The sequence below is a fragment of the Yersinia aldovae ATCC 35236 genome, from assembly GCF_000173735.1.
In the GTDB taxonomy this organism is placed as follows: domain Bacteria; phylum Pseudomonadota; class Gammaproteobacteria; order Enterobacterales; family Enterobacteriaceae; genus Yersinia; species Yersinia aldovae.
Map to the genome: position 1 here is coordinate 120,440 of NZ_ACCB01000001.1, position 17,966 is coordinate 138,405.

The window sequence follows — 17,966 nt, forward strand, 5'->3', positions numbered from 1 at the left end:
TCTTTGCAGAGCATTAAACTCAAGCCAAGTGGTGATTTTATTAGCAATACATAATCCATAATAAAGAAACGCTTAGATAAAACATGGCTGCTGCGTTGGAATAAAGGTAAATTATAGCCGCTTAAAATCCCTAAATATCCATCAGCATGGAGAGTCAGATGCGCGCCCTGAAAGATATCGCTGAGTTGCAGGACTTATTAACAGACCAACCCCGGTTTGAGCAAAAACTGTCGCGCTTCGCGGCTAAATTAAAACTGGATTTGGCACAATTCCAGGCTGACCATATTTCATTGCGTTGCCATCAAACTGAAACTGCCGAGCGTTGGCGTCGTGGATTACAACATTGTGGTTATTTGATGTCCGAGACACAAATTAATGGACGGTCAATTTGCTTGTTCGATTTAGCACAGCCTCTGGTTGTTGGGCCGTGGCAGATTGATTGTGTTGAATTGCCTTATCCGGGCAAAACCCATTATCCTCATCAGGGGTGGGAGCACATTGAGTTAGTCTTGCCAGGAGATGCACAAACCCTGATGCAACGCGCCCGCGCGCTATTACCCGATGAATTGCCCGCAGGAGTTAGCGTAAAGTTTAGTTCGCCGCAAGGGGAGGATGAGCGATTGCCAAACCCGACATTGGCTGTCACCGATGGTCAGATAACGATTAAATTTCACCCTTATACGTTACGTCAGATTGTCGCCAGCGAGCAGTGTCGCTAACGTCTATGGGTTATTTATTTCGATATTGATTATCACTTATGGTTGTCCCTGTGACTGACGTCTACTCATAAATTTAAAATGAGTGCCATAGTCAACACTTCAGCATGGCTGAGTGAGTGCGGTTGCCGATTTAATGTGACATTGTTTTTAGATTGAAAATTGTCATTCGATATTTGTTTTATTCAGTAGCGAAATTGTTAGGTGGTTTATATACCCCAGATAGCAGGGGGCACCCACTGTCGCAGTAAGATCCGTCAAACGGGGGAAAAAATGACTATATTGGAAATTTGTTGCTATAGCGTCGATTGCGCGCAAATAGCAGAAAAGGCAGGAGCCGACCGGATTGAATTATGCTGCGGTCAGTCTGAAGGGGGGTTAACGCCTAGCGTCGGTGCATTAATGCAGGCCAGAGAAACCGTCACGATACCGGTTCATCCGATCGTGCGGCCTCGCGGTGGTGATTTTTGTTATAGCCATAATGATTTTGCTATCATCAAAAATGACGTTGCCCGGATTCGTGATCTGGGGTTTGCCGGCGTCGTTGTCGGGGTGTTGGATACTGACGGCCATATTGACATGCCACGGATGCGGGAAATCATGTCCCTCAGTGGCTCACTGGCTGTCACGTTCCATCGTGCATTTGATATGTGCCAAAACCCGATGATCGCGTTACAACAACTGGCCGATTTGAACGTTGCACGTATTCTTACCTCTGGCCAGCAGCAGAACGCAGAGTTGGGTTTATCCTTACTGAAAGATTTGGTTGCCGCGACGCAATGCAGTGGGCCGGTTATTATGGCTGGTGCCGGGGTTCGTTTGACTAATATGCAGAAATTTATTGATGCGGGTATTCGCGAGTTGCACAGTTCTGCTGGCCGCACCATTCCATCGACCATGAAATACCGTAAAGCCGGTGTCACCATGTGCGCAGACAGTGATGTCGATGAATTCGCTCATTACTGTGTGGATGGCGAAGTGGTTGAGGCGATGAAGAGTTTATTGGTAATGGGCACGCCACTTTCACGCAGTGCTTAGAACCTGCGGGCTTAACGCTATAGCCTGATTAGAACGCCCCGGCCTATCAAGTCGGGGCGTTTACGCGTTACGGCTTACGAGCGATTAATACCGCTCTGAGTGGGGCCGGGTAGCCTTCCACGGTTTTACTCGGGTCTTGCGGATCAAGGAATTCAGCCAATGATTCGCTGGTCATCCAATCGGTACGGCGCTGCTCTTCAGTGGTCGTCACTGCGCTATCAACGATTCTGACATCAACAAACCCGCACTTCTCCAACCAGGCTTTCAAGGCTGGCGCTGACGGAATAAAGTACACATTCCGCATCTGGGCATAACGATCACCTGGCACCAATACCTGCTGACTATCGCCTTCAACCACTAGCGTCTCAAGCACTAATTCACCCTCGCTAACGAGCTGATTTTTAAGCTGATAGAGGTGATCCAGTGGTGAACGACGGTGATAAAGCACCCCCATTGAGAACACCGTGTCGAAAGCCGCTAATTCGGGCAGTTGCTCAATGCCCAATGGCAGTAAATGCGCGCGCTGGTCGGCCCCTAACAGTTTGCGAATGGCTTCAAACTGGCATAAAAATAGCTGCATGGGATCGATTCCCACCGCCAGGTGGGCACCTTCGCCAATCATGCGCCATAAATGATATCCGCTGCCACAGCCGACATCCAGAATAGTGCGACCTGCCAGTGGGCTAATGTGCGGCAATACACGCTGCCATTTCCAGTCGGAACGCCATTCGGTGTCAATATCTAAACCGTATAAAGAGAAGGGGCCTTTGCGCCACGGCATCAGCGTGCGCAGCATATTCTCCATGCCTTCACGCTGACCGACGGAAATTGGCGGGGACATGTCAGCACGCACGCCATCACGTAACTCCAACGTGGTAGGGGTGAGTTGGGGTAGATGCTCTACGGCGTTAAACCAGGTTTTGAACTTGCCATGCAGCGATTCACGCTGCCAGGCGCTAAGTTGGGCGGGCAGGGTGTCTAGCCACGGGCTTAATGGGCCTTTGGCAATCAGCCGGTAAAAATCGCCAAAATCTATCATTGCGCCTCCCCTGCTTTCAGGGCAATCAGTGAACCAAAATTAAAACACTGAAACCATACTTCTGTGTGTTCAAAACCGGCCTGATGTAGGCGTTTTTTATGGGTTTTTACGGAGTCGGTCAGCATAACATTTTCTAACATACTGCGTTTTTGGCTGATTTCTAATTCACTGTAGCCATTGGCGCGTTTAAAGTCGTGGTGCATATTGAACAGCAATTCGCCGACATCGCTATCGTCGAAGCTGAATTTTTCAGATAACACCAGCGCACCGCCGGGGCGTAACCCTTGATAGACCTGATTAAGCAGGCGTTGACGATCGGCCGGTTCAAGGAATTGCAGCGTAAAATTCAGCACCACCATGGATGCATTTTCCAGCCGGACATCCAGAATATCAGCTTCAACTACCTCAACCGGCGTATCTGCGCGAAAAGCATCAATGTGACGTCGGCAGCGCTCAACCATCGCCGATGAGTTATCTACTGCGATAATTTTGCAACCATCTGCTTTTATGTTGCGACGCATTGACAGTGTTGCTGCACCGAGCGAGCAGCCAAGATCGTAAACCTGGCTATTGGGTTGCACAAAACGCTCTGCCAACATGCCAATCATCGAAATAATATTGGAATAGCCGGGGACCGAGCGCTGGATCATATCGGGGAACACTTCAGCGACTTTTTCGTCGAAGGTCCAGTCACCTAATTTGGCAATAGGTGCCGCAAATAAGCTGTCATGCAGTGGCTTTATAGCCTCAGACGGCTGTTGCGCATCGTTTTGAGATTGAGTGTCGCGGTTTGGCATGACTGTCTTTGGAATAAACAAGAAATTTAAGCCGCATACTATAGCAGAAAGTGGCACCAATAAGAGCAGGAAGCCGTACAAATAAGCGCGATAAAGTGGTTTTAGCCCGTGGGGATTAATCATGAAGGCGGCCATAAGCCGCCCGGACTTGCGGTTGTTCTGGATGCCTGAACGTAGAATACAGATAAACAGAGCAGGTACTGCTACGCGGATCAGGTCAAACTAAAAACCTGATCCCAAGGTAAATAGTAAGTATTTGCAATAACCATTAAAACCAAAGAAACATAAGTGGCACTCATCCCCGAGCGACGCCAGCGAATCTCACGATGACGCAAACCGTAATAATGCAACAGGCGACCGGTTATCAGCATTAATCCGCAAATATGGATCATCCAGGTCTCGGCACCATTCATTTCCATCATAATGAGCAAAATGACAGCAATAGGTATGTATTCTACAGCGTTACCATGTACACGGATGGCGGTCTGTAATTCATAAAAGCCACCGTCGCCATAAGCGACTCGGTACTGGTTTCTCAATTTAACCACATCAAATGAAAGCTTGATCAATAACAGTGCGCCCAACACCACATAAAGCGAGCTAACCATTTTCAACTCCATTGCCCAACATAGACCGGCCGAATAATGATAACCGCACACTGGGTTACTGTCGCTAGAAAAATGGACAGAATGTCATTTCTTTAGGTTGTGTTTAGTGTCTGGAAAGATGAACTTAAAACAGTGTCTCTTGCTCAGGCCAATCCGGTGGTGCGGCTAATGTTGGTATCAGCGCGGCCAGGTGCTGCCAAATCTTCTGTGCCTGCTGTGGCGAGTCACCGTTATCGGGGGTGTGGATGAAGACATAAGGTTGATATTGCTGTGCCCACAAGGGCAGTTTCTGCATCCACGGTGAGAATAGCGCCAGATTATCATCCAGTTGGTCACCACCAATAAACCGCACCAGAGGCTGGCCGGCGGTGACCACGGCATGAACCGGCAAACGTGGCTTCTTACTTTGCGCATCACGCACCGCAGCGGTTGACGGTTTTGCCGCATGAATAGGGCGGCTATCTAATATCACCCGATTGATTGAACGCTGGTGTAAGCCTTGATTAAGGGCTAACTCAGCGGACCCTTTGGCAAAAAATTCAGGATGGCGCACTTCGACCGCATAATGGAAACCCACAGGTAATTTATCGAGAAATTGCCACAGACGATTCAACTCATTTGGCCCGAAAGCGGCGGGTAACTGCAACCACAACTGACCAATGCGGTCATGCAATGGGGCCAGACAGTGGTAAAAAGCCTGCAAATCTTTATCACAGTCACGCAGGGCCGCTTGATGGCTGATGGTAGAGGGGAATTTAAAGCAAAAGCGGAAGTTATCGGGTGTCATATCGTGCCAGCGTTGTACTATTTCCAGCCGTGGCAGTGCATAAAAAGTAGTATTTCCTTCAACACAGTTAAAGTAGCGGCTGTAATCCGCCAAGTCCTTGATACCCAATCGGTTCCAGGTTGGGTGGTGCCATTGCGGCAGTCCTATATACATCTTTTACCCTTCTTACTTGGCGCTACAGCGTTGTTAGCTGCATTCACGTACCCGAATCACTGACCAACGTCAGCTCATCGGGATTTTTTCATTTGCTGCCTGGCTGTAACGCCAATTAGTTTGGATATTCCATTGCTACTAGACGTTGCCGCGTTGTTAGCACAAATTTAACGTTAAGCGCTCAGGGCTGCAAGGATCTCGGTACTGTTGCGTACGCGGGAGATGCGGGGGAAGATTTTTTCAACCGCGAATTGCTGCATTTCAGCGCTGGCAGTACTGCAACCATCTTCTGCAATCACTAGTTCATAACCGTGCTCCCAGGCGGCGCGGGCGGTGGATTCAACGCCAATATTGGTAGCAATTCCCGCCAGTACGATGGTTTTGATCCCGCGGCGACGCAGTTGTAAATCTAAATCGGTACCGTAAAACGCCCCCATTGGTGTTTTATCACTTTGATATCGCTATCTGTCACCGCCAGCTCTGGCGGGAAAGCCCACCATGACTCAGGTAAACGTCCCGCCGGGCTAGGGTTGGGCTGGTCGACAGGTTGTTTCAGCGCCTCAGCAAATGAGTCTGACCAACCCACGCGCACGAAAACCACCGGGGCACCGAGCTTGCGAAAGCGTTCTGCCAGGCCAGCATTGGTCGTGACGAGCTGTTCTGCACTGTAAGGGGCTTTAGCAAAGGGTAAAATTCCCTGTTGCAAATCAATCAGTACCAATGCGGTGGTTTTTGCATCAAGTTTCATGGTGTTATACCTTGGTATCATTGGAGAAATTCTGGACGATAGACTTCATCTGTTGACCAGTTTATGCCAACAAATGTTATCGGACAGACCTTGTGAGGGGATAATTTTGTTAAATGATGTGTTAAAACAGCAATGAAAACGTTTTTGTCGTGCCTGAGCTGTGCGTTCGCTCTTATCTACGCCACGAATTTCCTTTATAATGACTCCCTTTTTTCAACACTCTTTAATCCTAATACCTGTACATATATGCCTATATATGACTTTTTTTGGATAAAATAGGGCGTGTAGCGCATGCAACCATCGATTAGAGAAATTACAGAAATTTTCTGACGCGCCGCTGACTCAATGTCCTGCGTGTCATCAGCCCGCGTTAACGAAACTTATCTCTGCGGCTGGCATTCAATTGCAAGGTCCGGTTGGTACGCGACAGATTTCAAACCGGGCAGTAACAACAAACCAGATAATAAGAGTAAACCAGACAGTAGTAGCTGAGGCTCAAATTAGGGCTCATCAGAAAACAGCCGCACGGAGTGCAGAACGCGTGCGGCATCGGCTGAGTAAAAGGATATTGTATGCGTACTGAGTATTGCGGGCAGTTGAATCTGTCCCACGTAGGCCAGGAAGTGACACTTTGCGGTTGGGTTAATCGTCGTCGTGACCTCGGTGGCCTAATTTTTATCGATATGCGCGATCGCGAAGGTATTGTACAGGTATTCTTCGATCCGGATCAGAATGCGGCTTATAAGCAAGCCTCTGAACTGCGTAATGAGTTCTGTATCCAGATAGCCGGTACTGTGCGCGCACGTCCCGACAGCCAAATCAATAAAGATATGTCGACCGGTGAAGTGGAAATCTTTGCCAATACACTGAATATCATTAACCGTTCTGAGCCGTTGCCACTGGACTCTAATCAGATCAACAGCGAAGAGCAGCGCCTGAAGTATCGCTATCTGGACTTGCGCCGTCCTGAAATGGCCGACCGCCTGAAAACGCGCGCTAAAATTACCAGTTTTGTCCGCCGTTTTATGGATAGCCACGGTTTCCTGGATATTGAAACCCCGATGCTGACCAAAGCAACGCCGGAAGGCGCGCGTGACTATCTGGTGCCAAGCCGGGTGCATAAAGGCAAGTTCTATGCATTGCCGCAGTCACCGCAGCTATTCAAACAACTGCTGATGATGTCTGGTTTTGACCGCTACTATCAGATTGTAAAATGCTTCCGCGATGAAGATTTACGTGCTGACCGTCAGCCAGAATTTACTCAGATCGATGTTGAAACCTCTTTTATGACCGCCGACCAAGTGCGTGAAGTGATGGAGAAGCTGGTGCGCGAACTGTGGCAGGAGACCAAAGGTGTGGATCTGGGCGATTTCCCGGTGATGACCTTTGCTGAAGCCATGCGTCGTTACGGTTCTGATAAGCCGGATCTGCGCAACCCAATGGAATTGGTTGATGTCGCTGATTTAGTTAAAGATGTCGAGTTTAAAGTCTTCTCTGGCCCGGCCAATGACGCCAAAGGTCGCGTTGCAGCACTGCGCGTACCAGGTGGCGCGCAAGTCACGCGTAAGCAAATTGACGAATACGGTCAGTTTGTCAGCATTTATGGCGCAAAAGGCTTGGCATGGCTGAAAGTCAATGACCGTGCCGCTGGCGTTGAAGGCGTACAAAGCCCGATCGCGAAATTCCTCAGTGCTGACGTGCTGGAAGCGATTCTGGCCCGCACTCAGGCTGAAAGCGGCGATATCCTGTTCTTTGGTGCCGACAGCTATAAAGTGGTGACAGATGCGATGGGCGCATTGCGCCTGAAAGTGGGCCGTGATCTGGCATTGACCCACTTGAACACTTGGGCGCCGCTATGGGTGGTTGACTTCCCGATGTTCGAAGATGATAGCGAAGGCGGCTTGTCTGCCATGCATCACCCGTTCACCGCGCCTAAAGACATGAGTCCGGAGCAGTTGGCTGCGGCACCGACCACCGCGATTGCCAATGCTTACGATATGGTCATCAACGGTTATGAAGTCGGCGGCGGTTCAGTGCGTATTCACCGCACTGAAATGCAGCAGCAAGTGTTTGGTATTCTGGGTATCAATGAACACGAACAGCGCGAGAAGTTTGGCTTCCTGCTGGATGCCTTGAAATTCGGCACCCCACCCCATGCAGGCCTGGCTTTTGGTTTGGATCGTCTGGTGATGCTGTTGACCGGTACTGATAACATTCGTGATGTTATTGCCTTCCCGAAAACCACGGCTGCGGCTTGCCTGATGACTGATGCGCCAAGTTTTGCCAATCCTGCTTCACTGCAAGAGCTGTCTATCAGCGTGGTAGCGAAGAAAGGGGCAACAGACGTAGCGGAAGAAGAGAATCAGTAATGAATTATATATACCCAATAGATTTCAAGATGCAAGAAGGCGGCAAGCAAGATACAAATCGGTCGGGAACCGATTTGAACAGCATTTATGCTGCCCGCAGGGGGAGCCTCAGGGATGAGGCTCATTAATCCCGATGAGCTTACACCGGTAAGTGATTCGGATGATTGAGCGAAGCCAACACACTTGCAGTTTGAAAGATGACGGGTATAAGCGCCCCGAATCAATACTGGCGATTATCTACGCCAGATCCAGTGGTCGGGTGTTGATGTTGCAACGGCGTGATGATCCTGATTTCTGGCAGTCGGTGACCGGCAGTCTGGAAGAGGGGAAGCGCCGCGGCAAACCGCACAGCGCGAAGTAAAGGAAGAAGTCGGCATTGATATACTGGGTGAAAACCTTGATCTACTCGACTGCCAGCGTTGTGTGGAATTTGAACTCTTTGTGCATTTGCGCCGTCGCTATGCGCCGGGTGTTACGCGGAATAAAGAACATTGGTTCTGTCTGGCGTTACCCGAAGAGCGGGATGTGGTTATCACCGAACATCTTGCCTACCAGTGGTTAGATGCTGCAGATGCCGCAGCATTAACTAAATCCTGGAGTAATCAGCAAGCGATTGAAGAGTATGTTCTTTATTCAAGCTAGTATTTTTGGAGATAGTTATTTATGGCAGGTCATAGTAAATGGGCCAACACAAAACACCGCAAAGCGGCACAGGATGCTAAGCGCGGTAAGATTTTCACTAAAATTATCCGTGAGCTGGTGACTGCGGCACGTCTGGGTGGTGGTGATCCCGGTGCAAACCCACGTTTACGTGCGGCCATCGATAAAGCGTTATCGAATAATATGACGCGTGACACCCTGAACCGCGCAATTGCCCGTGGTGTTGGTGGTGACGAAGATAACAATATGGAAACCATTATTTACGAAGGCTACGGACCTGGCGGCACTGCCGTGATGGTTGAATGTCTGAGTGATAACCGTAACCGTACCGTATCTGAAGTCCGCCATGCATTCACTAAGACCGGCGGTAATTTGGGAACCGATGGTTCTGTTTCCTATCTGTTTACCAAAAAAGGCGTCATTTCTTACGCACCAGGTTTGGCTGAAGATACCGTGATGGATGCGGCATTGGAAGCGGGTGCCGATGATATCGTGGTATATGATGACGGTGCTATTGACGTGTTCACGGCTTGGGAGTCACTGGGCGCGGTGAAAGATGCTTTGGATGCAACGGGTCTGGTGGCAGAAGGTGCTGAAGTTGCGTTGATTCCATCAACCAAAGCGGATTTGGATGCGGAAACCGCACCAAAACTGTTGCGTTTGATTGATATGCTGGAAGATTCTGATGATGTGCAAGAGGTTTACCATAACGGTGAAATCTCTGATGAAGTGGCTGCAACGTTGTAACGCAGCGTGGTTTGATCCTACTCTTTAACGCGATATATCATCATCTCTGGCCGCGCGATGTGGCCAGTGTTTTAGAGGTATTACAGATTTTGTGTGGCTGTAATGCCTTTATCCAACGATTTCACCGAACGTTATCTCGTTGAGAAGCAATGCGGCAAACAAGGTAAACAAACAGGCATGGCGATCATCTTAGGCATTGATCCCGGTTCTCGTGTCACCGGTTATGGCGTTATTCGCCAACAAGGTCGTCAACTCATCTATCTGGGCAGTGGCTGTATCCGCACGGTAGTTGATGACATGCCGACTCGCCTGAAACTGATTTATGCAGGTGTCACTGAAATTATCACTCAGTTCCAACCTGATTTTTTTGCTATCGAACAGGTGTTTATGGCGAAGAACCCTGACTCAGCGTTAAAACTGGGGCAGGCGCGTGGTGCGGCGATTGTGGCGGCGGTAAACCTGAATTTACCGGTTTCTGAGTACGCCGCCCGTCAGGTCAAACAGACGGTAGTAGGCACCGGTGCGGCGGAAAAAAGCCAGGTGCAACACATGGTGCGCTCACTGCTAAAACTGCCTGCCAACCCTCAGGCGGATGCCGCAGATGCACTGGCAATTGCCATAACCCATTGCCATCTGAGCCAAAATACCCTGCGATTGGGCAATGACCAAATGGTGTTGGCGCGCGGCAGAATTCGTTAACCCATATTTTAATGCGAGCAGGTTAACTGTTATTGTAGGCTGGATATCCATCCAGCCTTTTTTATGCTATAAACAGCCATTATGTTTATACCCGAATGTGGGTAAACGAGGAGAGAGTCAACGTGATAGGGCGTCTCAGAGGTATTATTCTGGAAAAACAGCCGCCATTAGTGCTGCTGGAAACAAACGGTGTTGGCTATGAAGTCCAATTACCCATGACCTGTTTTTATGAGCTACCTAATGTGGGGCAGGAAGCCATTATCTTTACCCAGTTTGTGGTGCGAGAAGATGCTCAACTGCTGTACGGTTTTAATGATAAGCAGGAGCGTGCGCTGTTTCGTGAGCTGATTAAAGTGAACGGCGTCGGGCCAAAACTGGCGCTGGCCATCCTTTCCGGAATGTCAGCGCAACAGTTTGTGGCTGCGGTTGAACGCGAAGATATCACCACGCTAGTAAAATTACCGGGTGTTGGCAAGAAAACGGCCGAACGACTGGTGGTTGAAATGAAAGACCGCTTTAAAGGCCTCAATGGTGACTTGTTCAACAATACCGGTGATATTCAGTTGCCTGCCAGCAATTCGTCACAAATCTCAGATGCTGATATCGAAGCGGAAGCCGCTTCTGCACTGGTGGCTCTGGGTTATAAACCACAAGAAGCCAGCCGCCTGGTGAGCAAAATTGCCAAACCAGGTGCAGATTGTGAAACCCTGATCCGCGATGCGCTGCGTTCCGCATTATAAAGTGAGTTATAAAAGATGATTGAAGCAGACCGCCTGATCTCTGCCAGTGTTATCAGTGATGAAGAGAGCATTGACCGGGCTATCCGTCCGAAACTGTTGGCTGAATATGTCGGGCAACCGCATGTTCGCGAACAAATGGAAATCTTTATTCAGGCGGCAAAGCAGCGTGGTGATGCACTGGACCATGTGCTGATATTCGGGCCTCCGGGGTTGGGTAAAACCACATTGGCTAATATTGTTGCCAATGAAATGGGGGTCAATCTGCGTACCACGTCAGGGCCGGTATTGGAAAAAGCCGGTGATTTAGCCGCGATGCTAACCAATCTCGAACCGCACGATGTGTTGTTTATTGATGAAATCCACCGCTTGTCACCAGTGGTCGAGGAAATCCTCTATCCGGCAATGGAAGATTATCAACTGGATATCATGATTGGTGAAGGCCCGGCTGCACGTTCCATCAAACTCGACCTTCCGCCGTTTACCTTAATTGGTGCCACCACCCGCGCCGGTTCTTTAACCTCTCCGCTGCGTGACCGCTTTGGTATTGTGCAGCGTCTTGAATTTTATCAGGTGGCCGATTTAGAACATATCGTCGCGCGCAGTGCCAAGTGTCTGGGGCTAGAACTAACGGCTGAAGGGGCGCACCAACTGGCTCGCCGCTCCAGAGGAACCCCGCGTATTACTAACCGCCTGTTGCGTCGTGTGCGTGATTTCGCTGAGGTGCGGGCCGATGGCGCTATCAATGGTGATGTGGCGATGAAAGCACTGGATATGCTGAATGTCGATGCTGAAGGCTTCGATTTTATGGATCGTAAACTATTGCTGGCCGTTATCGATAAATTTATGGGTGGGCCGGTAGGATTGGATAACCTGGCAGCCGCGATTGGCGAGGAGCGGGAAACCATTGAAGATGTGCTGGAGCCGTATTTAATCCAACAAGGTTTTATTCAGCGTACACCGCGCGGGCGGATTGCCACCAACCATGCTTATAAACACTTTGGTATCACCCGCGAAGAGTGAGTCTTTTTGATGCAGGGCTGGCATTCGCCAAGCCCTGGCGGGTAGGGCTGTCAGACAGTGGCGGGTTCAGTGCCAGATGTATTAATCATTCGGTTAAGCCACGGGATAAGTAGCGCCATAACCAACGCAATCACCAGTGTGACCATGCCAATTTTGCCAAACACATCCGTATAGATAGGTAAGGTTTCAAGTGGGTCCGTCATGCCTTCAGGTGTTGCGGTAAAGGTAGCTACATAGCCACCAATCAGGAATGAGGCCGCCTGAGTCAGGAACCACATGCCCAGAATGAACCCCATCAGATATTGTGGTACTAGTGCTGCCACCATCGCCAGACCGAGGGCACTTATCATCAATTCCCCAAGACTTTGGAATAGATAAACCAGAACAATAAACCAAGGTGATGTTAGACCTTGCGCATCCGCAAACCACATTCCCGCAGCCGCCGCGGTGAGGAAACCCAGCGAACATAAAAACATGCCTAAAGTAAATTTAGCTGGCATCGACAAGTCGCGGTTTTTACTGCCCAAACGAGTATAGATCGAGGCCAGAATTGGGCTGGCGACCACCACCCAAAACGGATTTAGCGCCTGGAAGCTGACTGGGTTGATGGTAAAACCGAGGATCTCGTGATGGACATTATTGATAGCGAAAAAGTTGAGCGAAGTTGGCATTTGTGCATATAACACGTAAAAAACAATGGCTTCAATCATCAAAATAAAAGCGACATACATTTTATTTCGCCCAAGTTTATCCTGTTTAAACGCTTCTTTAAAAAAGATAAATACGACAATCAGTGATAAGACGATCAGCACCAGATTGGCAATAACCACATGATTCATTAGCCAGGCACAGACACATATCATGACGGCACTGCCGATAAGCACAAGTAGTAGATAGCGCCAATTCAAGGGTTTTGTATCCGGTTCGGAACCGATATGGCTTACCATATGGCGACAACAAAAATACACGAGCAGGGCAAAAATCAAACCTATACCGCAGATATAATAGGTCACGGTATAACCGAAACGCTCTGCAATAACCGGAGCCAATGACAGGGAGATCAAAGAGCCGATATTAATCGACATATAAAACAGAGTGAATGCACCATCAAGACGCGGATCTTTCGGTGGATAACACTTAGAAAGCAAGCTGGCAGGGTTGGCTTTAAATAACCCATTACCCACAGCAATCGTCCCTAACGCGAAGAAAATCAGGTTTGGTTTGTAGAGGGATAAACCGGTAGCAAAATAGCCCAGAGCCAGAACCACAGCCCCCAAGACCATCGTGCGTTTGGTGCCTAATAAATGGTCGCCAACATAACCACCGATAGAAATCAGGCCGTAAACCAATGCAGCAAAAGCACCAAAGGTAACGAAGGCTTGCTCTTGCGAGAATCCCAACTGGTTGACGAAAAAACGGCCAAAATACCCTGAACGCCGTAATAACCAAATCTTTCCCATAGCTCAACAAAGAAGATCATGAAGAAGGGTTTGGGCTGTTGTAATAAACCCGGTGTAGTGGATCTATCCATGAGAGGTCGCCTCTGCGGAATAATGATTCCGTGTCAATTGGGAGCATACAAGCCCATACAGAAATTCAGTGCTTTTCTGCATAACGTCATATTGCTCATTGGTTTGATTGGTTATCAGGGTATTACACTGCCGATTGGCTGTATTTGTGGTTGATCACACTAATTAAAATATAAAAATCAGAATTGATGATTAACGCTTTTTTAATAAACAGAAGGCAATAATACAGTAGGTAATTGTTATAGCAGGCAGGGGAATCAAAGACGTGTGTAATTAAAGGCGATGAACAGGGCTTAAGACAATAAGCCCTAGTTAATAACATGATTATCCGCGCGCTTTTTGCGACAAACTCAGTACAAACATGGCTGCCGCACAAAGCACCACTGAAGGCCCGGCTGGGGTGTCGTAAAAGGCTGAGAATGTTAAACCACCGGTCACAGCAACAATGCCAATACCGATGGCGATACCCGCCATTTGTTCTGGTGTGCGGGCAAATCGGCGAGCGGCAGCAGCGGGAATGATCAGCAGTGATGTGATAATTAACGCACCGACAAACTTCATCGACAACCCGATGGTCAGCGCAGTTACCAGCATCAGCAGCATCCGCACTCGCTCTAAATTCACCCCATCCACATGCGCCAGCTCAGGGCTAATGGTCATCGATAATAGTGCGCGCCATTGCCAGCACAGCACAGCTAAAACCACCACCACGCCGCCTGCAATCAGCCAGATATCGCTTAGCGTCACCGACAGCAGATCACCAAACAGGTAGGCCATGAGATCGACACGCACGTTATGCATCAAACTGACAACCACCAAACCGAGCGAAAGGGCGCTGTGAGCCATGATCCCCAGCAGTGTATCAACCGCCAGTTGCGGGCGGCGTTCCAGCCAAACCAGAATCAAGGCCAGCACCATTGTCATTACAATGACGGCATAAAACGGATTCACATTGAGCAGTAAGCCAAATGCCACACCCAGTAAAGAAGCGTGAGCCAGTGTGTCGCCAAAGTAGGACATCCGACGCCAAACAACAAAAGATCCCAATGGGCCAGCCGCCGTTGCCAGCAATACACCGGCTAACCAGCCGGGCAGCAATAACTCAATCATGCGTCACGACTCCCGCTGTTTTTCAAAATAATCTTTCCGTGCAAATCGTGACGATGATTATGGTGATGACGATATACTGCTAACTGCTCGGCACCACGGTTACCAAACATGGCAATAAATTCGGGGTGAGTTGAAACCACCTCCGGCGTGCCGGAGCAACAGATGTGTTGGTTGAGGCACAACACGTCATCGGTTTTAGCCATGACCAAATGCAGGTCATGGGAAACCATCAAAACGGCACACCCTAGCTCTTTGCGTAATTGCTCAATCAGGTCATACAGTGCCAGTTGCCCATTGACATCAACACCTTGGGTCGGCTCGTCCAGCACCAACAACTGCGGCCGATTTAATAAAGCTCTGGCCAGTAATACACGTTGATTCTCCCCGCCAGACAGCTTTTGCATCGGTTGATCCAACAGGTGTGCCGCATGTACCCGCTGTAGTGCGGGTAGAATTTCTGTTTTTTTGACGCCCGGTTTTAACCGCATGAAGCGGCTAACCGTGAGTGGCAAGGTAGCATCTAAATGGAGTTTTTGCGGAACATAACCAATGCGCAAACCCGGCTCACGAATAACCGAACCGCTGGTAGGGGCAATAAGCCCTAATACCACGCGAACCAAGGTCGATTTGCCTGCGCCATTTGGCCCAAGCAGGGTAAGGATTCTCCCTGGATGCAAAGAAAGGGAAATATCATTGAGCACCCGCCGATTACCAAAAGTGACGGATATCTTATTAAGAGTTACCAGTGTGGACATTATGATTACGTTTGCAGAACCGAGTGAATGTTATAATATTACGCTTTCCCTATTGAAACGTCGAGAATTCGTATTATGTTACATAAAAATAAGTGGCTGGCACGGGCAATGTGGGCCAGTGCAATGTTAATCGCTAACCCATTAAGTGTTGCTTCTGCTGCGGTCGTTACATCAGTGCGTCCGTTGGGTTTTATTGCCTCCGCTATTACTGATGGCATCTTGCCAACAGAAGTATTACTGCCCGATGGCGCATCGCCACACGATTATGCCTTGCGCCCATCAGATGTCCAGCGGTTACGTAGCGCTGACCTGGTTATCTGGGTTGGGCCGGAAATGGAAGCATTTTTGTCAAAGCCGCTAACGCAACTTGCTGATAATAAAAAACTAGCCCTTGCGCAATTGCCGTCGGTCACGCCGTTGTTGATGAAGGGTGATGAACATGATGAAGCTGAAGGGGAAGGTGAGGGGCATGACCATGATCATGCTAAAGATAATCACAGTGACGAGCATCATCACGGCGAACTAAATATGCATATTTGGTTGTCCCCAACCATTGCTAAACAATCCGCAATTGCTATTCACGACAGATTATTGGAACTTATGCCACAAAATAAGGACAAATTAGATGCAAACCTGCGCCGATTCGAGGATCAACTAGCGCAAAATGAAAAAAATATTGCTACTATGCTAAAGCCTGCCCAAGGTAAGGGATACTTCGTTTTTCATGATGCCTATGGCTACTTTGAAAAACACTTTGGCTTAACCCCGTTGGGGCATTTTACAGTCAATCCCGAAATACAGCCTGGTGCGCAGCGTTTACATCAAATTCGAACACAGTTGGTTGAGCATAAAGCGGTATGCGTTTTTGCTGAGCCACAATTCAGGCCAGCCGTCATTAATGCTGTCGCCAAAGGAACTAATGTGCGTTCAGGCACCTTGGATCCATTGGGGAGTGGCATAGTATTAGGCAAGGACAGCTATGTGAACTTTATGTCTCAGTTGTCTAACCAATACGTGAGCTGCCTGAAGTAAGATTAAAAGGATACTCATAAGTGCAGCAGATAGTCAGAACTATCACCTTGGCGTATAACAATCTCCCACGCCCCCATCGTATCATGTTGGGGTCGCTGACCGTAATGACACTGGCCGCCGTTGTTTGGCGGCCATTTGTCTATCATTCGGATCATGAGCCTATCGCTAAAAGTGTGGTATTAGATACCACTCAAACCCGCATTTTGTTGCCTGAAGCCAGTGAGCCTATCGATCAACCCTCGCCGGATGATGAGATTCCGCAAGATGAGTTAGATGCCAAAGATGTCAGCGAAACTGGCGTCCATGAGTATGTTGTCTCCACTGGGGATACCCTGAGCAGCATTCTTACCCAGTATGGTATTGATATTTCTGATGTTTCTCTGTTAGCAACGCAAAACCGTGATCTGAGAAATTTAAAGATAGGGCAGCAAATCTCCTGGACCGTCAATGACACCGGTGATTTGCAGCGTTTGACGTGGGAGGTTTCTCGCCGTGAAACCCGTACTTATGATCGTGTCGGAAATAACTTCAAAGAAACCAAAGAATTGCAGAAAGGTGAGTGGAGTAACAGCGTTCTTACCGGGCGTCTTGACGGTAGTTTTGTTACCAGCGCCAAAAAAGCGGGGCTAACTGGCGCGGAAATTCGTGCTGTAACCAAAGCATTGCAATGGCAATTGGACTTCGCCAAACTGCGCAAAGGTGACCAGTTTTCGGTATTAATGTCACGAGAAATGCTGGATGGGCGCAGTGAACAAAGCCAATTAATCGGGGTGCGTATGCGCACTGGTGGTAAAGATTATTATGCTATCCGCGCCGAGGACGGTAAATTCTATGACCGTCAGGGTTCTGGTCTGGCGCGTGGTTTTATGCGTTTTCCTACCATCAAACAATTCCGCGTTTCGTCTAACTTCAATCCGCGCCGAATTAACCCAGTGACCGGGCGTATTGCACCGCACAAAGGGGTGGATTTTGCGATGCCTGTTGGCACACCTGTATTGGCTGTTGGTGATGGTGAAGTTGTCATTGCTAAACGCAGTGGGGCGGCGGGAAACTACGTCGCTATCCGTCATGGTCGCCAATACACCACACGTTATATGCATTTGAAAAAGTTATTGGTTAAGCCTGGCCAAAAAGTAAAACGTGGTGATCGTATCGCATTATCAGGTAACACCGGCCGTTCAACAGGCCCGCATCTGCATTATGAATTTTGGATGAATCAGCAAGCAGTTAACCCATTGACCGCCAAGTTACCGCGTTCAGAAGGGTTAAGCGGTAAAGACCGCAGCGAATATCTGGCGCTTGCCAAACAGGTCATTCCGCAGTTGCAACTGGATTAACAACACGCCGGTAGCCCTGTGCTACCGGCGTGTTGTTAATCCAGCGGTATATAATTAGCCCATCGCCAATTCCAAGAGTTTC

General features: G+C 48.9%; 16 protein-coding genes and 3 pseudogenes. 11 read left to right on the top strand and 8 right to left on the bottom strand.

The annotated features are described in order from the left end of the window. Nucleotides 1-158: 158 nt before the first annotated feature. Nucleotides 159-719, top strand: coding sequence for a VOC family protein (locus YALDO0001_RS00500; RefSeq protein WP_042546020.1), 561 nt, complete (start codon nt 159-161; stop codon nt 717-719). A 270-nt stretch (nt 720-989) separates the two neighbouring features. Beyond that, nucleotides 990-1,754: a copper homeostasis protein CutC gene (gene cutC, locus YALDO0001_RS00505; protein WP_042839178.1), complete on the top strand. Its 765-nt coding sequence runs from the start codon at nt 990-992 to the stop codon at nt 1,752-1,754. 67 nt (nt 1,755-1,821) lie between these two features. Here the strand turns inward: cutC and cmoB are convergent, their stop codons facing one another. The 5 genes and pseudogenes from cmoB to YALDO0001_RS00530 form a co-directional block, all read right to left on the bottom strand. Continuing rightward, nucleotides 1,822-2,793: a tRNA 5-methoxyuridine(34)/uridine 5-oxyacetic acid(34) synthase CmoB gene (gene cmoB / locus YALDO0001_RS00510; RefSeq protein WP_042839179.1), complete on the bottom strand. Its 972-nt coding sequence runs from the start codon at nt 2,791-2,793 to the stop codon at nt 1,822-1,824. Further along, nucleotides 2,790-3,590: a carboxy-S-adenosyl-L-methionine synthase CmoA gene (cmoA, locus tag YALDO0001_RS00515; protein WP_042839213.1), complete on the bottom strand. Its 801-nt coding sequence runs from the start codon at nt 3,588-3,590 to the stop codon at nt 2,790-2,792. Before cmoA ends, cmoB begins: the two co-directional genes overlap by 4 nt. A 212-nt stretch (nt 3,591-3,802) precedes the next feature. Further along, nucleotides 3,803-4,198 carry an MAPEG family protein gene (locus YALDO0001_RS00520; protein ID WP_042546016.1) on the bottom strand — a complete coding sequence of 132 codons (396 nt, stop codon included), beginning with the start codon at nt 4,196-4,198 and terminating at the stop codon, nt 3,803-3,805. A gap of 124 nt (nt 4,199-4,322) precedes the next feature. After that, entirely contained in the window at nt 4,323-5,138 is an 816-nt protein-coding gene (locus tag YALDO0001_RS00525; protein WP_004699002.1) for a DUF72 domain-containing protein, read from the bottom strand. 173 nt (nt 5,139-5,311) lie between these two features. Further along, nucleotides 5,312-5,886: pseudogene (locus YALDO0001_RS00530) on the bottom strand (hydrolase). 337 nt (nt 5,887-6,223) lie between these two features. Between YALDO0001_RS00530 and YALDO0001_RS22490 the strand changes: the two are divergent. The 7 genes and pseudogenes from YALDO0001_RS22490 to ruvB all read left to right on the top strand — a co-directional run bounded on the left by YALDO0001_RS22490 (nt 6,224) and on the right by ruvB (nt 12,121). After that, entirely contained in the window at nt 6,224-6,469 is a 246-nt protein-coding gene (locus YALDO0001_RS22490) for an FmdB family zinc ribbon protein (protein ID WP_231583150.1), read from the top strand. Then, nucleotides 6,459-8,255, top strand: coding sequence for an aspartate--tRNA ligase (gene aspS, locus YALDO0001_RS00535; protein ID WP_004699010.1), 1,797 nt, complete (start codon nt 6,459-6,461; stop codon nt 8,253-8,255). Before YALDO0001_RS22490 ends, aspS begins: the two co-directional genes overlap by 11 nt. Nucleotides 8,256-8,415: 160 nt before the next feature. Further along, nucleotides 8,416-8,897, top strand: a pseudogene (nudB, locus tag YALDO0001_RS00540) (dihydroneopterin triphosphate diphosphatase). A gap of 21 nt (nt 8,898-8,918) precedes the next feature. After that, nucleotides 8,919-9,662: a YebC/PmpR family DNA-binding transcriptional regulator gene (locus YALDO0001_RS00545; RefSeq protein ID WP_004699015.1), complete on the top strand. Its 744-nt coding sequence runs from the start codon at nt 8,919-8,921 to the stop codon at nt 9,660-9,662. Nucleotides 9,663-9,839: 177 nt separating this feature from the next. After that, nucleotides 9,840-10,361: a crossover junction endodeoxyribonuclease RuvC gene (ruvC, locus tag YALDO0001_RS00550; protein WP_042839214.1), complete on the top strand. Its 522-nt coding sequence runs from the start codon at nt 9,840-9,842 to the stop codon at nt 10,359-10,361. Nucleotides 10,362-10,483: 122 nt separating this feature from the next. Next, nucleotides 10,484-11,101 carry a Holliday junction branch migration protein RuvA gene (gene ruvA, locus YALDO0001_RS00555; RefSeq protein ID WP_004699018.1) on the top strand — a complete coding sequence of 206 codons (618 nt, stop codon included), beginning with the start codon at nt 10,484-10,486 and terminating at the stop codon, nt 11,099-11,101. A gap of 15 nt (nt 11,102-11,116) precedes the next feature. Then, entirely contained in the window at nt 11,117-12,121 is a 1,005-nt protein-coding gene (gene ruvB, locus YALDO0001_RS00560; RefSeq protein WP_004699021.1) for a Holliday junction branch migration DNA helicase RuvB, read from the top strand. 50 nt (nt 12,122-12,171) lie between these two features. Here ruvB and dtpB read toward each other — a convergent pair. The 3 genes and pseudogenes from dtpB to znuC all read right to left on the bottom strand — a co-directional run bounded on the left by dtpB (nt 12,172) and on the right by znuC (nt 15,515). After that, nucleotides 12,172-13,652: pseudogene (gene dtpB / locus YALDO0001_RS00565) on the bottom strand (dipeptide/tripeptide permease DtpB). Between the two features lie 322 nt (nt 13,653-13,974). Next, nucleotides 13,975-14,760 (bottom strand): zinc ABC transporter permease subunit ZnuB, encoded by a 786-nt coding sequence (gene znuB, locus YALDO0001_RS00570; protein WP_042546007.1) that lies wholly within the window; start codon nt 14,758-14,760, stop codon nt 13,975-13,977. Then, on the bottom strand, nt 14,757-15,515 hold the full coding sequence (gene znuC, locus YALDO0001_RS00575; protein ID WP_004699029.1) for a zinc ABC transporter ATP-binding protein ZnuC: 759 nt from the start codon (nt 15,513-15,515) through the stop codon (nt 14,757-14,759). The genes znuB and znuC overlap by 4 nt, the downstream gene beginning before the upstream one ends. Before the next feature lie 75 nt (nt 15,516-15,590). Between znuC and znuA the strand changes: the two genes are divergently transcribed. Together znuA and mepM are read left to right on the top strand one after the other, a co-directional pair. Further along, nucleotides 15,591-16,547: a zinc ABC transporter substrate-binding protein ZnuA gene (gene znuA, locus YALDO0001_RS00580; RefSeq protein WP_004699030.1), complete on the top strand. Its 957-nt coding sequence runs from the start codon at nt 15,591-15,593 to the stop codon at nt 16,545-16,547. A gap of 20 nt (nt 16,548-16,567) precedes the next feature. Further along, entirely contained in the window at nt 16,568-17,884 is a 1,317-nt protein-coding gene (gene mepM, locus YALDO0001_RS00585) for a murein DD-endopeptidase MepM (RefSeq protein WP_042546005.1), read from the top strand. Nucleotides 17,885-17,966: the final 82 nt, after the last annotated feature.

Excerpts from the sequence above, each read along its gene's own strand:
- ruvB (WP_004699021.1), top strand. The coding sequence starts at position 11,117 with ATGATTGAAGCAGACCGCCTGATCTCTGCCAGTGTTATCAGTGATGAA.
- cutC (WP_042839178.1), top strand. The coding sequence starts at position 990 with ATGACTATATTGGAAATTTGTTGCTATAGCGTCGATTGCGCGCAAATA.
- YALDO0001_RS00520 (WP_042546016.1), bottom strand. The coding sequence starts at position 4,198 with ATGGTTAGCTCGCTTTATGTGGTGTTGGGCGCACTGTTATTGATCAAG.
- aspS (WP_004699010.1), top strand. The coding sequence starts at position 6,459 with ATGCGTACTGAGTATTGCGGGCAGTTGAATCTGTCCCACGTAGGCCAG.
- znuA (WP_004699030.1), top strand. The coding sequence starts at position 15,591 with ATGTTACATAAAAATAAGTGGCTGGCACGGGCAATGTGGGCCAGTGCA.
- znuB (WP_042546007.1), bottom strand. The coding sequence starts at position 14,760 with ATGATTGAGTTATTGCTGCCCGGCTGGTTAGCCGGTGTATTGCTGGCA.
- cmoB (WP_042839179.1), bottom strand. The coding sequence starts at position 2,793 with ATGATAGATTTTGGCGATTTTTACCGGCTGATTGCCAAAGGCCCATTA.
- YALDO0001_RS00525 (WP_004699002.1), bottom strand. The coding sequence starts at position 5,138 with ATGTATATAGGACTGCCGCAATGGCACCACCCAACCTGGAACCGATTG.
- znuC (WP_004699029.1), bottom strand. The coding sequence starts at position 15,515 with ATGTCCACACTGGTAACTCTTAATAAGATATCCGTCACTTTTGGTAAT.
- YALDO0001_RS00545 (WP_004699015.1), top strand. The coding sequence starts at position 8,919 with ATGGCAGGTCATAGTAAATGGGCCAACACAAAACACCGCAAAGCGGCA.
- cmoA (WP_042839213.1), bottom strand. The coding sequence starts at position 3,590 with ATGCCAAACCGCGACACTCAATCTCAAAACGATGCGCAACAGCCGTCT.
- ruvC (WP_042839214.1), top strand. The coding sequence starts at position 9,840 with ATGGCGATCATCTTAGGCATTGATCCCGGTTCTCGTGTCACCGGTTAT.
- YALDO0001_RS00500 (WP_042546020.1), top strand. The coding sequence starts at position 159 with ATGCGCGCCCTGAAAGATATCGCTGAGTTGCAGGACTTATTAACAGAC.